The organism is Alkalihalobacillus sp. MEB130, from assembly GCF_032335535.1.
GTDB lineage: Bacteria > Bacillota > Bacilli > Bacillales > Bacillaceae_D > Halalkalibacter.
Genome location: NZ_JAOANA010000033.1, coordinates 1 through 14618 on the forward strand (window position 1 = coordinate 1; position 14618 = coordinate 14618).

Consider the following 14618-nt stretch of genomic DNA (forward strand, 5'->3'; position numbering starts at 1 on the left):
TGTCTTCTGTACTTTGGCGCAAATACTATGTGATACTTACAATTCCATGTTGTATGTGCTAAACTATTCATGTCCTTCACAGGGCATACCTCCTTCGATGGTGAGATGAAGTGGTCGGGAAACCAACTTTATCCTATCATGAAGTGAGGTTTTTTTTTACTACCACGCTATAAGCTCTTTTGAACCCCCGGCATAGCCAGGGGTTTTCTAAACCATTAACAAGATGTGTCAGAGAACTATATGTTCTCTGACACACATCCCCCTGACCTCTAACTAATTAACATTACTTTTTTCTACTGCCGAATCAATTGAGAAAAGATTGCTACCTGTTATCATTAGAGAAATACAAATAACTAAGAGTACGAAATCAAATTCAAATCCATTAATGTATCCTAAGGTCCCTTTCACTACAATAATAGCAATAATCATTATGATGGCAAAAAGTAACGCTACAAAACGTGTTGCTAAACCAACCAATAAAGCAACTCCCCCAACTAGCTCAACCCAAGCAACCACGTGCCCAGAAAACCAGGTAAACCTAAACTCTCAAAAAATAAAGCAGTATTTTCTAAGCCCCCTCGGAATTTAGCTAGCCCATGTAGGAAAAACGTTGCCCCTAAGACGACTCTTAGAAGCAGGGCACCCATTTCATATTTCAAAAGCATCTTATCCCCTCCTTGTTTCTTTGCAAAAAAAAAGCACCCATTATCTAAACAGGTACTTTATCATGCGTCGTTACTTCACTTTATGTACAGGCATTTATTAATATCACTTTGTTTATTTGGTCCAACCTGGTTCATACGTATATATGGTTTCCCCACCGTGCTGAGCATTCCCTCGAAAATCGATGGAATCCTCTTGCACTAATAAAGTGGTACGGAATACATGAAAATCCTCTTTGGATACTCGGTACTGGTTTATTTCTTGTTTACGCAATTGATTTAAAATCGTTAACACATCTGATTGATCCATCTTAATCCACCTCCCTATCCAATCATTGTATCACTCTTCGTCGCTTGGGATTTGCCGTCAATCGGTAAGTGAATATCAACTGTTGTTCCTTTATTCTGTATGCTTGAAATATTAACCTTTCCACTATGAGAATCAATAATTTTTAAAGCTGTCATTAAACCAAGGCCCGTTCCTTTTTCTTTCGTCGTATAAAAAGGAGTACCAATTTTTGATAGAAATTCTTCAGGTATTCCACTCCCTTGATCCACGACTTGTATAACGATTTCTGTTGAATTATACCTTTTTGCGGTAATCGTCACTTCTCCCCCTGTTGACATAGCTTCTATTGAATTCTTTATTAAATTAATAAAAACTTGTTTTAACTGACTACCTATACATTTAACTACTGGTAACTCGTCTATATTCGTAATCACTTCAACATTATTAATTAATGCTTGGGAGCTAAGAAGCATAACAACATCTTCAATAATTTTATCTAAACGTTCATATTCAAAATCAAGTGCTTGTGGCTTGGCTAGGACGAGTAGCTCACTAGTAATCATCTCAATCCTCGTAATTTCGTCAGACATGATATCTAGATAATCGCTACGTACTTCCTTAACAGTTGATTTGATAAGTTGCAAGAAACCCTTAATAGATGTAAGTGGATTTCTTATCTCATGAGCAATAGAAGCAGCAAGCTGACCAACTGCTGTTAGTTTTTCTGATTCATATAACAGCTTCTCCGTTTTTTTTTGGTTAGAAATATCTTTGGCAATACCGTAAACCCCAACAATTTCTTTTCCAATTATGATAGGGATATTGGTTACCTTTAAGTCAATTAAATGACCAGCCTTATGATGAATTCTTGTTTCATAATTCTGAGTCTTCCCCCTCACAGCTTCCATAAAGTGGCTATTCGTTCGTTCCAACTCCTCTTCTACTAAGATGGGGATATATGAAATTTTACAAAGCTCCTGTTCATTGTAACCAACTAATTGCTCCATTGCAGGGTTCACTCGTAAAAAGTTTCCATCTAAATCAAGAGAATACACAGCATCTGGATTGTTTTCAAACAGGGATTGATAATGTTGCTCACGGTTTAACACAGATTGTTTTTGTTTCGTTATATCATTAAAAAACACAGATAGACCTTTTAACGAGGGGTATGCTTTAATGTTAAACCAAAGCTTTAAAGGAGGATAATACATCTCAAACGATACGGCCTTTTGTTGCTCTAAGGCTTTATGATAGTACTCATATAATGACAAGGTGACGGTTTCAGGAAAAACAGCCCACACATTTTGGCCAATGATATCTTCTCTATTTTTCTGAAGAACTCTCGCTGCTTCTTTGTTAAAATACGTAAGATTCCAATTGTGATCTAGTGCATAAATTGGATCTGTAACTCGCTCTAAAACTTCAAATTCCTGTTCTGATATGTTCATTATTTAACCCCACCAATAATAATTAGTAGCATGAATACGCTTTTACAAAATAGTGTATTATTACCATTATTTTAGCACAGGCATGAACGGAACCAAAAGAAAACTTTATTTTTTGACAAAAAACGAGGTCATCACCATAGATCTTCCTGCTTTTAGGAATCCGACCTCTGGAACAACCTCGCTTTTTACTATTTATAATTTATCTAACGCTTGTTTAGCCGACAAATAATCAAGTCCTAAATCAGTCGCGACTGCAGCATAAGTAATTGCTCCTGCCGCTGCATTTAACCCTAATTCAAGTGCATGGTTTTCTGTCAGTGCTTGATATACACCTTTATTCGCAATTTGAAGGGCATATGGAATCGTTACATTCGTTAAAGCAATTGTAGATGTTCTTGGAACAGCACCAGGCATATTAGCTACTGCATAATGAACAACATCATGCTTTGTATATGTTGGTTCATCATGTGTCGTAATCCGGTCGACCGTCTCAATAATTCCTCCCTGATCAATTGCCACATCAACAACGACAGAACCAGGTTTCATCGATCGAATCATATCTTCCGTAACTAATTTAGGAGCTTTAGCCCCAGGAATAAGGACAGCACCAATGACTAAGTCAGAATCAGCAACAGCTTCAGCAATAGTAAGTGGGTTAGACATAAGAGTTTGAATATCCGTACCATATAAATCATCTAACTGCCGTAAGCGATCAGGACTTAAATCCATTATCGTAACATCAGCACCTAAGCCCATAGCCACCTTTGCCGCATTTGTCCCTACAACGCCACCACCAATGATCGTTACTTTGCCACGTTTCACACCAGGTACACCTGATAAGAGAATTCCCTTACCGCCTTTTGGTTTTTCAAGGAATTGTGCCCCAATTTGCGCAGCCATACGACCAGCTACTTCACTCATGGGAGTAAGAAGCGGCAACGTTCTTCCCACTTGTACCGTTTCATATGCAATCGCTGTTACTTCCTTTTCAACAAGTGCTTTGGCAAGTCCTGGTTCAGCTGCTAAATGTAAATAAGTAAATAAAATCAAACCTTTTCGAAAATAAGTATATTCTGAAGGCAAAGGTTCCTTCACTTTCATAATCATATCCACTTTTTTCCAAATCGCTACTGGGTCTGCCTCCAATTCAGCACCAGCTTGAACATAAGCCTCGTCCTCAAATCCACTTCCAAGCCCTGCACTTTTTTCAATAATAACTTGGTGTCCAGCTTGAACAAGTGTCATGACACTTGCTGGTGTCATAGCAACACGATTTTCATTGTTTTTAATTTCTTTTGGGACTCCGATTAACATTGCCTTTCCTCCTCTGATGTCTTTATTACTGTTAGTATAGACATTTTTTTACATAATGACATTGTTTACATTACAAAACGTCTCACACCACTTTTGTTACTATCTACAAAATCATTCCCATATATTTACCATTACATATATAGAACAAATTTCATCATAAACATCGAAAGGATTGAAATCATTAGTAAAAAGCTATATAACCGTAATTTACTTATATCATCCGCAGCATCCTTATCGGATTCTAGTTTCTCCCTAACGATGCGAACAGCTTTTGCTGTCATTCCAAGCATCGCACTTAGAACAAGCCATAGGATAAATACAATAAGAAACCAAACGGTGAACCATTGCGTCGTCATAAGAAAACCAGAAACAACAGCAACGATGACACCACCGTGGGCAAGCCAAATAATTCGTTTGTATATTTTCAACAAAAGAGCAAACCTTCCCGGCTCGTCCAATAGACTTCCTTTAATCAAAAAAGGAAAAGGAATAAGAACGAAAAACAAAACAGACACAAGCATATGAAACGCATAACTAATTAAATACATCATCTAACTCACCTCGGTTATTAATCTTACCAAACGTTTTCTAAATTTGGAATCATTCATTGTATTCGCAGGTAAACCTTTTTTATGGTAGGATAGGTATGATGAAAAGTTGAGGTGAAAAACGATGCCTACTTGGTTTATGTGGTTCATTGTCTTATGGACAATCTTTCTAATTACAGTCATGTTCATTGGTGGGTATTTCATGTTCCGAAAATTTCTTAAAAGATTGCCGAAAGAAGATGGAAAATCTATTTTAGACTGGCAAGATTACTATATAGAAAAAACGTTACATCTTTGGAACGATGAACAAAAAGCTTTATTAAATGATTTAGTTGAACCTGTTCCCGAATTATTTAGAGATGTAGCAAAAGGGAAAATAGCAGGAAAAATTAGCGAACTTGCTCTTCAAGATCGTGTAGACTATTTATCGCAAGATTACATCATAAAGGGTTATATTTTAGCTACCCCAAAACGGGATCATAAATTTTTAATAAAGAAATTACGAGAGAAAAATATTGATATGGAACCGTATAAAGAACTTCTTGAATCTTCATAAAAATAAGAGCGGCCTACTTTTAGTAAGTAAGTCGCTCTTGTTTTTTATTAAGTTTCCACTTGCATGACACTTTTTACTTCTTTGTCGAGACCTTTTTTTAAGTTACGATATTTCATATACATAGAAACTCTCCAAGGTATAATCATCCCATAAGCTAAAAGAAAAAACATACCTGCTAGCTCCTCTACATGTATCGCATCTCCAATTAATAACTTAAAAATAATCCGAGCAAGCAGCAGACCAATTAATATGAACGCAAAAGCTTTTGATCGTTTCATAAATATCTGATGATCCCTTACTTCAAATTTTGATGTTTTAATTAAAAGTAACGAAAAAATCACACCAACGCCAACAGCTTCAATGACTTGTAAGATTGCCGGTCTTGCAGGTTCATATAAAAACATTAAAAATCCAGTGGACATGAAGATAGGCGGTAATATAATTTTCTTAGTAGATACAGGTCGCTTAATTGCTTTTAGCCTTATAATAATAGCTAACATTGCCATCACTATTGCTCCAACTGTCGTGACCCAAATATAGATATCGTCCAAGCCGCTCACCCCTTTCTAACATGGTGATATCATTATTCATTAAAGATACATGAAACTACAGCTTGTTTCAATTCATTTCATCGCAACTCTAAAGTATCTGTGATATTATTCCTATTTTTCATTGCTCTTACATGAAAAGGTTGTAAGTTTACTAGTTAATTTGTATAATTATTACAAGATTTAGAGAAGAAGGGAATCTCTATGAGCGAAGGATTACGGAATTTGATTGAAAAAAAGAGAATTGAATTAATAGAACTTGCCCTTATTAAAGGACTTTCGTCGCATGCCGTCTTAACTGTTAGTCAAGAATTAGATACTCTATTAAACCATTACGAGATTGCTAATAATAAAGAGAACCAACTTCCTAAATAGAAGCTGGTTCTTTTTTGAATCATTGAACGAAAGGCTCACACTTATTTCTATTGATTAGTCGGTTCTAATTCTGCTGTTCCTTTTTGCAATAGGTACATCTTATGATAGAGACCTTTTTGTTCTAGAAGCTCGGCGTGGTTACCCCGTTCGATAATCTCTCCCTTATGAAGGACAATAATTTGATCTGCATCTTTAATTGTTGATAATCTATGTGCAATTGCAATGGTAGTCCTACCCTTTTGCATCCTTTTTAAAGCTTCTTGAATCGCTTCTTCTGTCTCCGTATCCACATTAGCAGTAGCCTCATCAAGAATAAGGATTTTTGGATTTGTCGCAATCGTCCGTGCGAATGAGAGAAGTTGTCTTTGACCACTTGATAAGGTTGACCCTCTTTCCGTCACTGGTGCGTCATACGATTTTGGCAATTTTTCAATAAACTCATTCGCTCGCACAAATTCAGCTGCTTCTTTTATTTTTTCGTGTGTAAGGTCTTTTCGGTATAACCGTATGTTACTTGAAATAGTTCCGGTATACAGGAATGGATCTTGAAGAACGAGACCTACATTGTCTCTTAGTTCAACATTATTAAAATTCCGGATCGATTGACCATCTATCTTAATATCCCCTCGCTCCACCTTGTAAAAGCGCATCAACACATTAATAATGGAACTTTTTCCACTACCAGTGTGACCAACAAGTGCTACAGTCTCTCCTTTTTTCACTGTGAAGGAGATATTCTTTAAAACATCAGTCTCTCCATCATATGAAAATGAAACGTTGTTAAATTCAATGGTTCCATGTTCAATTTCAGGTGAATCTTGGCCTTCTTTTGAAGGTGCATATTCAGTATGGTCCATTAACTTAAATACACGGCCAGCAGACACAATAGCTTGCTGAAAAAGAGATAAACGCATCATCATTTGGTTAACAGGTTCAAAGAATCGATCTAAATAGTTCACAAATGCATACAAGACCCCTATTTCAACAGAGCTTGTAAGTGATGTAATACCAAAATAACTTAGAATTAAAATAAGAGCCAAAATCGAAATCAAATCAACCATTGGTCTAAGTAATAGTCCATCTAATTTCATACTCTTCATTCCAGCTTGAAGATGTTCTTCATTTATATCACTAAACTCTTTACGGAGACGTTTTTCTTGACGAAACATTTGAACAATCGCCATTCCCTGAATCGTTTCATTCATCTTAGCGTTTAATTGACTAAGCTTTTCACTCATATCAGCATAAAATTTCGAGCTGATTTTGCGATACCATTGCATGAGTCCGAAAATAATTGGCAATAAGACAAGGCAAAAGAAGCCAAGTGTTGGATTCAAATAAAACATGGCTATAAAAATCCCAATTAAAAACATGATATTTTGTACAAAATTTGCTAACACAGTCAAATAAAATTCTTTAATGGATTCAGTATCATTCGTAATTCGAGAAATAAGTCCCCCAGCTGGCGTTCGATCAAAAAACGCAAGGCCTTGCCTCTCCACATTGGAAAAGACATCAACACGAAGTTGCTGCACAATTTTCAGAGATATCTTTTGAAACATAAAAGCCTGAAAATAGTTAATAAAAACAGACGAAAGATGCAGAAAAATATAAATCAAAGCTAACCACAACAATGGTTCAAATGGAAATTCACGTGGTGTCAAATAATCATCTATAAAAATTTTAATAAGGATCGGACCGAGAAGCTCAGCAGTGGTCGCTAGCAGTAGCAACGTAAAAGCAACGCTTAGTGATTTCGTATGTTTTTTGGCATAACGAAGCAAACGCCATAAAATTGCCCTTTGCTCTTCACTTGTTAATAATTGATCTTTATGTTGCATCATGCTGTCCCCCCTTTTCTACTAACTCCTCTAACTGCTGTTGCTCATACATTCGGCGGTACCATCCATCTTCTTTCATTAACACCGAATGGTTACCACTTTGAATTATACGCCCTTGTTCTAAAACTAAGATAAGGTTAGCATGTTTAATAGCACTAAGGCGATGCGCTGTTATAATAGTAGTCTTTCCTGCTCGATTTTGCCTAAGTGATTCAAGGATCTGTTCCTCTGTTTTAGCATCTACTGCTGATAACGAATCATCAAGAATGAGGATGTTCGGTTTTGGCAAAATCGCCCGCGCTATTGAAACTCGTTGTTTTTGTCCACCAGACAATGTGACACCTCGTTCTCCAACAATTGTTTCATACCCGTCTTTAAACCCAATGATGTCATCATGAATACTTGCAAGTTTACAGCTATTCATAATTTCCGTTAACGTTGCATTCGGTTTAGCAAAGGCAACATTATCAGCAATTGTGGCTGAAAACAAAAAGTGGTCTTGAGGTACGTTACCAAAGGTTGCTTTTAAATCATCCAACCTAAATTCCTCAATCTTATTTCCACCAATGGTGATCATACTACCTTGTTCCAAATTATACTCTCTTTGTAAAAGTCGAATGAGCGTTGACTTACCACTTCCTGTTCTCCCTACTATTCCTAATGTCTTGCCTGCTTCTAACGTAAATTGAATATTCTCAAGTGCACATTCATCGCTTCCAGGATATGAAAATGAATGAATGGAAACATGAATGTCTCCTGCAGCTTTCTTTTCCGTTTTTGCTTTATCATCTGTAATGTCTTGCTTTTCCGACAATAGAGATGTAATACGATCATAAGAAGCCCGTCCTCGTTCCACAATATTAAACAACCATCCAAATGCAAGCATAGGCCAAATTAATAAACCTAAATACAAGGTAAAACTGGTTAATTGGCCGATTGTCAATTGATCAGCTATAACAAAACGTGCGCCAAAAACAACAGCTAAAAAATAAGAAATCCCAACAATAAGGGAGATTGTTGGATCAAACAATGCATCAATTTTAGCAACCGCTACATTTTTCTCTACAACGTCCTTTGATTTATCTTTAAAACGCTTAATTTCATCTTCTTCCTGACCAAATGTTTTAGCAACCCTAACACCTGTTACACTTTCCTGAACATTATCATTCAATTCAGAAAAAGCAGATTGAGCTAAGTGGAAGCGCTTATGTAAAAGCGTGCCATAATAACTAGTTAAATACGCCATAAACGGCATCGGAATTAAACAAATTAATGTTAGTTGCCAACTAATCGTAGCCGCCATAGTAATAATAACGAATCCACCCATGGTGAGGGAATCAACTAAAGTTAAAACTCCTTGCCCTGCCGTCATCTGAACTGCCCGAATATCGTTTGTCGCATGGGCCATTAAATCACCTGTTCGGTGTCGCTGATAGAAACGATGGGACATATTCGTAAAATGCTCATACAAGCGATTGCGAAGCAATCTAGCAAGTCTAATGGATGCACCGAAGATAAGAATTCTCCAAACAAACCGTAACCCGTACGTAAGGAATCCTACTACTAAAAGAACCCCGATCCACATAAGTAAAATATTGGTTGTTAATGTAGCTTCTACAATGTGATCTACCATAATTCCAACGATTAGCGGAGGTGTTAATGTGAGTAGAGACACAAGTGCTAATACTACTATCCCTAACCCATAAGATATTTTCTCTTTTTTAAAGAACCACCATAAATCTTTAAACACTTTCACGTTATAACCGACACCTCTCCTAAGGCTCTGCTTTGACCCTTTTATCTCATTCAATGCAAAAAGCAATCTTCCAATATTTGAAAGATAATATTATCTTACCATAAGTCCTTCCACTTCGTAGTAATGAAAAATAAAGCAGTTAATACAAGTAGAAAAACACCTCAAAATTGAGGTGCTTGTCCATTTCAGTTATTTAGATTGCTGTTTCTGCATCGCCTTCATCATTTGATTGATTTTCTTTTGCGATGGATTTTGTCCCATTTGCATCATCATGACACGGAGCATTTGCTCATTAAATGGTGGGTTCTTTTTCAAATAAGACATCATCGTCTTACGTGCTATAAAGAAGCCAATTGCAATACCAGCTGCAACAGCCAGGGTATACCCTAAAATATGAATCCACATAAGTCCAACGTCCTCCTTCGTGCTATCTAAACCTGTTCGGAAAAACCCGAATCAACCTTATCTATTATATCTTACTGACAAGAGATTTAAAAGCACTTCAGAAAAATATCCATATGTCTTGCATTTATACTTGTGTCGTCCTTAGCAAATCTTCTTGTTTTATCGGCTTTAACCAGCCATATCTATGTTCCTCAATTGTAAAGGCAAAAAAAGTCGGTTCACACTTTCGAAGTATCTCAAAAAAGATGGTTTCCACATCGAATGAACCATCAGCCGTAATATAAAGTGCATCTGCTCCAATAACGAGCTCAGCTTTTGAATCACGATCTTGTATTTCAATCATATGAGTATTTTTCTTTTTTCGATAGCCTTCCTCTTTCATGAGGTCCTGTTTCAACTTTTGTTGCAAAAACAAAGCAGGAATCGGTTTCGTTATATATTCGATTTGTTTTCGTAAGATTTCCTTTTGGGATCCTCTAGCTTTTTCGTGTTCAAGAAAAAGATAAAATAACTTTGATTCTTGTCCGTAATATTGACGAGCAACATCTTCTTCAAAAATATACAATTCATAATGTCTCATCATGGACACCCTCTCGCATTTTATTTTCTCTAGTATACGAGATGTCTAGTGAAATGATTGTCTTAAAACGGAGCAGATACACACTATTTTTGTCGAATAACAAAATGAACCACAAAAAGAGCTCTAGCATGTACTTACAACTAGAGCTCTCACTTTATTCTTTTCTCTTATTTGTTTAGTAAAACTTTAACTTTTGCAACTACATTCTCCACAGTAAAACCATATTCAGCTAGAATTTTTTCAGCTGGTGCAGAAGCTCCAAATTGATCAATAGCTAAAACGTCGCCGTGATCACCCACGTATTTTGACCAACCTAACGGAGCAGCCATTTCCAAACCAAGACGAACTTTTACATTAGGTGAAATGACTTCGTCCTTGTATGATTGTGGCTGCGCCTCAAATCGATCCCAACTTGGCATACTTACTACATCTGCATGAATGCCGTCTTTTTCTAGTACAGCTTGAGCTTCTACAGCTAAAGGAACTTCAGAACCAGTAGCTAGTAAAAGAACATCTGTTGTTCCACTAGATTTTGACACGATGTATGCTCCTTTTTTCACTCCTTCATACGCAAGTTCAGCCGTATGATCTAACGTTTTTAAATTTTGACGTGTTAATACTAAAGCAGTAGGAGTATCCTTGCTTTCAAGAGCGACTTTCCATGCTGCAACTGTTTCATTGCTGTCTCCTGGACGAATAACAGATAGTCCTGGCATTGCACGAAGAGCCGGTAACTGCTCAACAGGTTCATGAGTTGGACCATCTTCTCCAACTGCAATACTGTCGTGTGTGAATACATAAATTACTGGTAGCTTCATCAATGCTGCTAAACGAATAGCTGGACGTAAGTAGTCAGAAAATACAAAGAATGTTGCCCCGAAGACTTTCACTCCTCCATGAAGAGCCATACCATTTACAGCCGCTCCCATTGCAAATTCACGTACACCAAACCAAATATTACGTCCTTCATAGTGATCGCGTGAATAATCACCTAAATCTTTCATGTACGTTTTATTAGATCCTGCAAGGTCTGCAGATCCCCCGAATAGTTCTGGAACTTTAGTAGCAAATGCATTAAGTGCTTCACCTGAAGATGAACGAGTTGCGATACTTGAACCAGCTTCATAAATAGGAGCATCAGCGTCCCATCCTTCAGGTAGTTCTCCGCTATTTGCACGCTCGAACTGAGCTGCTAATTCCGGATAGGCTTCTTTATAGCTAGCAAATAGTTCATTCCATTCTTCTTCTTTCTTGGCACCAGCTGATTTAACTTCAGCAAACAATTCACTTACCTCAGAAGGAACATGGAATTCTTCTTCATGAAGCCACTCATAAGTCGACTTTGTTAATGCTACTTCATCTTTACCTAACGGGGCACCGTGAGAAGCAGATTTACCTGATTTATTTGGTGAACCATAGCCAATTACTGTTTTGACTTCAATTAAAGTAGGACGCTCATCTTGCTTTGCGTCAGCAATTGCTTGGTTAATTTCTTCTAAATCATTTCCATTTTCAACACGAATAACTTGCCAGCCATAAGCTTTGTATCGATCTTCTACATTCTCAGAGAATGAAATATCTAGATCTCCATCTAAAGAGATATCATTCGAATCATAAAGAACAATCAAACGACCTAATTTAAGATGTCCAGCTAGCGAAGCAGCTTCAGCGGAAACACCTTCCATTAAATCTCCATCCCCACAAATGGAATATGTATAATGGTCAACAATTGGAAATGCATCTTTATTATATGTGCTCGCCAAATGACGCTCAGCCATCGCCATCCCTACTGCCATCGCAACACCTTGTCCAAGAGGACCAGTTGTCGCCTCAACGCCTGGAGTGTGACCAAATTCAGGATGTCCAGGAGTTTTACTTCCCCATTGACGGAATTGTTGGAGGTCTTCCAAAGATAAATCGTATCCTGTTAGATGCAATAAGCTATATAGTAGCATAGAACCATGGCCTGCTGATAAAACGAACCTGTCTCTATTTGCCCAATCTGGATTACTTGGATTATGATTCATAAATTTCGTCCACAAACTATACGCCATTGGTGCTGCCCCCATAGGCATACCAGGATGTCCTGAGTTTGCTTTTTCAATACTATCGATTGATAATGTGCGGATCGTATTTACCGCTAGCTGATCTACTAGTTTCGTCATGCTTTCAATCCCTACCCTTCAACAATAACTGATTTCTTTCTCTCTCTTTTTACATCTTATACTTTCTCCTTAAATTTCACAAGCATTCAGACAAATCTTTCTTTATTCAAAAAAGCCTCTAAAAGTAAATTCAGAGACTTTTTAATGAATAGGTTTATTGTTATTTTTTTTACTTTCTTTTAACGCATCTGGAGTCACGTCATTCCCATTTTCATCTACAACCGTAACGGAGTGTAAGTGGTTTTTAAAAGACGAACGGAATGTTTGAAGATATTCTTTTCGAAGTACTTGCTGCTCCTTCTCTTCTGCTTTTGTAAGTCCACTTGTTTTAGCTCGTTTAGCCAAATCGTTAATTCTAGTTAGTTTTTCTTTTGAAAGCATATTAAACACCTCTTTCTTTGCCATCTATAACTTTACCTGAACAGAAAGTGGTTTTCAACTGATAGACATTACAGTTCGCTACCTTTGTTTTCTAAATTTTGCTCTTTTCTATATTGCTGATATCGTCTATGAACCGTTGCTTTCGATATATCATAACCAAACCCTCTTAAAGTTGCCGCTATATCATGAAATGTTAAATCCATTTTTCTTAGTCGAACAATCTCATTTATCGGTACCTCTTTTTTTGCTCGGCCACCACCTACATGTGTTCGTAAATTATCTTGAGGTCGATAACCATTTTTTACGGCTTCCTTCATTCCACGTCTTATTTTGCTATTATGTAGTTTACGTTGAAACTCTTCGACTATAGAGACGATTTCCAATACCATTTCATCTGCCTCTGATAACTGTAATTCTCCACTATCTTGAATTGAAAATATTCGAACGTGAAGTTTTCGTAATTGATGGAGAAGAGCTATTTTTGCATGCCCTCTTCCTAACCTTGTATCATCTTGGACTAATAGAATAGTAGCCTCGTTTGCTTGAAAGAAATCAAGTGCTTTTAATATACCGTCTCGATCAATATCATATCCACTCGCTCGTTCCTCTATTATGTCGATTATTTGCAATTTGTTTTTTAACGCTAACTTCTCTAGTTCCATCGCTTGCCTTTTTAGAGAGGATTGCTGTTCCTCGTTGTTAGTACTTACCCGACAATAAATAATCGCTTTAGTCATAACTTTTTGTTCCGATAGTTGGCAAACTAGCAACATTTGATTCATTTATCTCTTTCATATCATAACTAACGTATGTATCTAATTTATGATTATCTTTCGACTCATGCGAAGGTGCTGATAGAATAATAGTTGCATACATAAAAAGCAATACAAAAATAGCTGCTAAAATAATAAAAATCTCTTGCCCTGAAAAACGCTTGATCATTTCTTTCACCTCAATAAGAATATCTGTTCGTACATAATGATAATACGAACGTTCGTTTGTGTCAATGGTTTTTAGAACAATTGTTTGCATTACATATGTTCGCATGTTACAATTTATCCAATAGAAATGTAAGTGGGGGTGTTCATATGTCAAAGCTATCAAAGCGTCAAATTGAGATACTAGATTTTATTAAGGTTGAAGTAAAGAAGAAAGGGTACCCACCATCGGTAAGAGAAATTGGAGAAGCTGTAGGTCTTGCTTCTAGTTCTACGGTCCATGGTCACCTTTCCCGATTAGAAAAAAAAGGATATATTAGAAGAGACCCTACTAAACCTCGTGCTATAGAAGTTTTAGAACTTGATAACGAAACAACACATGTCCCAGATAAAAAAACTACATATGTGCCTGTACTTGGTAAAGTAACAGCTGGATTACCAATTACGGCAATTGAAAACATCGAAGATTACTTACCTCTTCCTGAACATCTTGTGACGGGTGACAACACATACGTCCTTGTCATTCAAGGAGATAGTATGATTGAAGCAGGGATATTTGATGGGGATATGGTTATTGTTCGCCAACAGCAAACAGCGAACAATGGAGATATAATTGTTGCTATGACTGAAGAGGATGAGGCAACAGTAAAACGATTTTTCCGCGAAAAAGATTATATCCGATTGCAACCAGAAAACTCTACAATGGCACCTATACTTTTAAAAGAGTGTACTGTACTAGGAAAAGTTATTGGCGTTTTTCGTACAATCCATTAAATTCAAAGAAGCTTGTCCGTTACATAATGGACAAGCTT

At 36.9% G+C, this 14618-nt stretch carries 17 protein-coding genes and 2 pseudogenes; 3 read left to right on the forward strand and 16 right to left on the reverse strand.

Annotated features, from left to right (window positions below; translation table 11 throughout):
* The 7 genes and pseudogenes from N0O92_RS21880 to N0O92_RS21910 form a co-directional block, all read right to left on the reverse strand.
* Window positions 1-71 (reverse strand): annotated as a pseudogene (locus N0O92_RS21880) (IS200/IS605 family transposase); the annotation flags it as partial.
* A gap of 202 nt (window positions 72-273) precedes the next feature.
* Window positions 274-477 carry a hypothetical protein gene (locus N0O92_RS21885; protein ID WP_396334567.1) on the reverse strand — a complete coding sequence of 68 codons (204 nt, stop codon included), beginning with the start codon at window positions 475-477 and terminating at the stop codon, window positions 274-276.
* Window positions 463-665 (reverse strand): annotated as a pseudogene (locus N0O92_RS21890) (DoxX family protein); the annotation flags it as partial. The gene N0O92_RS21885 and the pseudogene N0O92_RS21890, both read right to left, overlap by 15 nt.
* A gap of 112 nt (window positions 666-777) precedes the next feature.
* Window positions 778-972, reverse strand: coding sequence for a hypothetical protein (locus N0O92_RS21895; RefSeq protein WP_315616967.1), 195 nt, complete (start codon window positions 970-972; stop codon window positions 778-780).
* 14 nt (window positions 973-986) lie between these two features.
* Complete coding sequence (locus tag N0O92_RS21900; RefSeq protein WP_315616969.1) at window positions 987-2399, reverse strand: PAS domain S-box protein; 1413 nt, start codon at window positions 2397-2399, stop codon at window positions 987-989.
* Between the two features lie 192 nt (window positions 2400-2591).
* Window positions 2592-3713 (reverse strand): alanine dehydrogenase, encoded by a 1122-nt coding sequence (ald, locus tag N0O92_RS21905; protein WP_315616971.1) that lies wholly within the window; start codon window positions 3711-3713, stop codon window positions 2592-2594.
* 131 nt (window positions 3714-3844) lie between these two features.
* The gene (locus N0O92_RS21910) at window positions 3845-4264 is read right to left on the reverse strand and encodes a hypothetical protein (RefSeq protein ID WP_315616973.1); all 420 of its coding nucleotides are present in this window, start codon (window positions 4262-4264) and stop codon (window positions 3845-3847) included.
* Window positions 4265-4385: 121 nt separating this feature from the next.
* Between N0O92_RS21910 and N0O92_RS21915 the strand changes: the two genes are divergently transcribed.
* Window positions 4386-4817, forward strand: coding sequence for a DUF2621 domain-containing protein (locus N0O92_RS21915; RefSeq protein WP_315616975.1), 432 nt, complete (start codon window positions 4386-4388; stop codon window positions 4815-4817).
* Window positions 4818-4864: 47 nt separating this feature from the next.
* Here the strand turns inward: N0O92_RS21915 and N0O92_RS21920 are convergent, their stop codons facing one another.
* Complete coding sequence (locus N0O92_RS21920; RefSeq protein WP_315616977.1) at window positions 4865-5368, reverse strand: CcdC family protein; 504 nt, start codon at window positions 5366-5368, stop codon at window positions 4865-4867.
* 201 nt (window positions 5369-5569) lie between these two features.
* Between N0O92_RS21920 and N0O92_RS21925 the strand changes: the two genes are divergently transcribed.
* Window positions 5570-5740 (forward strand): aspartyl-phosphate phosphatase Spo0E family protein, encoded by a 171-nt coding sequence (locus tag N0O92_RS21925; RefSeq protein ID WP_315616979.1) that lies wholly within the window; start codon window positions 5570-5572, stop codon window positions 5738-5740.
* A 47-nt stretch (window positions 5741-5787) separates the two neighbouring features.
* Here the strand turns inward: N0O92_RS21925 and N0O92_RS21930 are convergent, their stop codons facing one another.
* The 8 genes from N0O92_RS21930 to N0O92_RS21965 all read right to left on the reverse strand — a co-directional run bounded on the left by N0O92_RS21930 (window position 5788) and on the right by N0O92_RS21965 (window position 13915).
* Entirely contained in the window at window positions 5788-7581 is a 1794-nt protein-coding gene (locus N0O92_RS21930; RefSeq protein WP_315617029.1) for an ABC transporter ATP-binding protein, read from the reverse strand.
* Window positions 7571-9337: an ABC transporter transmembrane domain-containing protein gene (locus tag N0O92_RS21935; RefSeq protein WP_315616981.1), complete on the reverse strand. Its 1767-nt coding sequence runs from the start codon at window positions 9335-9337 to the stop codon at window positions 7571-7573. Before N0O92_RS21935 ends, N0O92_RS21930 begins: the two co-directional genes overlap by 11 nt.
* Window positions 9338-9526: 189 nt before the next feature.
* On the reverse strand, window positions 9527-9742 hold the full coding sequence (locus tag N0O92_RS21940; RefSeq protein WP_250095513.1) for a YneF family protein: 216 nt from the start codon (window positions 9740-9742) through the stop codon (window positions 9527-9529).
* Window positions 9743-9866: 124 nt separating this feature from the next.
* Window positions 9867-10325: a sporulation inhibitor of replication protein SirA gene (gene sirA / locus N0O92_RS21945; protein ID WP_315616984.1), complete on the reverse strand. Its 459-nt coding sequence runs from the start codon at window positions 10323-10325 to the stop codon at window positions 9867-9869.
* A gap of 164 nt (window positions 10326-10489) precedes the next feature.
* Complete coding sequence (tkt, locus tag N0O92_RS21950) at window positions 10490-12487, reverse strand: transketolase (RefSeq protein ID WP_315616986.1); 1998 nt, start codon at window positions 12485-12487, stop codon at window positions 10490-10492.
* 141 nt (window positions 12488-12628) lie between these two features.
* Window positions 12629-12868: a DUF896 domain-containing protein gene (locus N0O92_RS21955; protein ID WP_315617030.1), complete on the reverse strand. Its 240-nt coding sequence runs from the start codon at window positions 12866-12868 to the stop codon at window positions 12629-12631.
* A 68-nt stretch (window positions 12869-12936) separates the two neighbouring features.
* Window positions 12937-13605, reverse strand: a complete 669-nt coding sequence (locus tag N0O92_RS21960; RefSeq protein ID WP_483860631.1) for a YneB family resolvase-like protein — start codon at window positions 13603-13605, stop codon at window positions 12937-12939.
* The gene (locus N0O92_RS21965; RefSeq protein ID WP_315616989.1) at window positions 13598-13915 is read right to left on the reverse strand and encodes a hypothetical protein; all 318 of its coding nucleotides are present in this window, start codon (window positions 13913-13915) and stop codon (window positions 13598-13600) included. The genes N0O92_RS21960 and N0O92_RS21965 overlap by 8 nt, the downstream gene beginning before the upstream one ends.
* A gap of 41 nt (window positions 13916-13956) precedes the next feature.
* Here N0O92_RS21965 and lexA point away from each other — a divergent pair, with 41 nt between their 5' ends.
* Entirely contained in the window at window positions 13957-14580 is a 624-nt protein-coding gene (gene lexA, locus N0O92_RS21970) for a transcriptional repressor LexA (RefSeq protein WP_315616991.1), read from the forward strand.
* Window positions 14581-14618: the final 38 nt, after the last annotated feature.

Coding starts and splice junctions, on each gene's coding strand:
- N0O92_RS21930 (WP_315617029.1), bottom strand. CDS start 7,581: ATGCAACATAAAGATCAATTATTAACAAGTGAAGAGCAAAGGGCAATT.
- ald (WP_315616971.1), bottom strand. CDS start 3,713: ATGTTAATCGGAGTCCCAAAAGAAATTAAAAACAATGAAAATCGTGTT.
- N0O92_RS21965 (WP_315616989.1), bottom strand. CDS start 13,915: ATGCGAACATATGTAATGCAAACAATTGTTCTAAAAACCATTGACACA.
- N0O92_RS21910 (WP_315616973.1), bottom strand. CDS start 4,264: ATGATGTATTTAATTAGTTATGCGTTTCATATGCTTGTGTCTGTTTTG.
- N0O92_RS21915 (WP_315616975.1), top strand. CDS start 4,386: ATGCCTACTTGGTTTATGTGGTTCATTGTCTTATGGACAATCTTTCTA.
- N0O92_RS21900 (WP_315616969.1), bottom strand. CDS start 2,399: ATGAACATATCAGAACAGGAATTTGAAGTTTTAGAGCGAGTTACAGAT.
- N0O92_RS21940 (WP_250095513.1), bottom strand. CDS start 9,742: ATGTGGATTCATATTTTAGGGTATACCCTGGCTGTTGCAGCTGGTATT.
- N0O92_RS21925 (WP_315616979.1), top strand. CDS start 5,570: ATGAGCGAAGGATTACGGAATTTGATTGAAAAAAAGAGAATTGAATTA.
- N0O92_RS21955 (WP_315617030.1), bottom strand. CDS start 12,868: ATGCTTTCAAAAGAAAAACTAACTAGAATTAACGATTTGGCTAAACGA.
- sirA (WP_315616984.1), bottom strand. CDS start 10,325: ATGATGAGACATTATGAATTGTATATTTTTGAAGAAGATGTTGCTCGT.
- tkt (WP_315616986.1), bottom strand. CDS start 12,487: ATGACGAAACTAGTAGATCAGCTAGCGGTAAATACGATCCGCACATTA.
- N0O92_RS21895 (WP_315616967.1), bottom strand. CDS start 972: ATGGATCAATCAGATGTGTTAACGATTTTAAATCAATTGCGTAAACAA.
- N0O92_RS21960 (WP_483860631.1), bottom strand. CDS start 13,605: ATGACTAAAGCGATTATTTATTGTCGGGTAAGTACTAACAACGAGGAA.
- lexA (WP_315616991.1), top strand. CDS start 13,957: ATGTCAAAGCTATCAAAGCGTCAAATTGAGATACTAGATTTTATTAAG.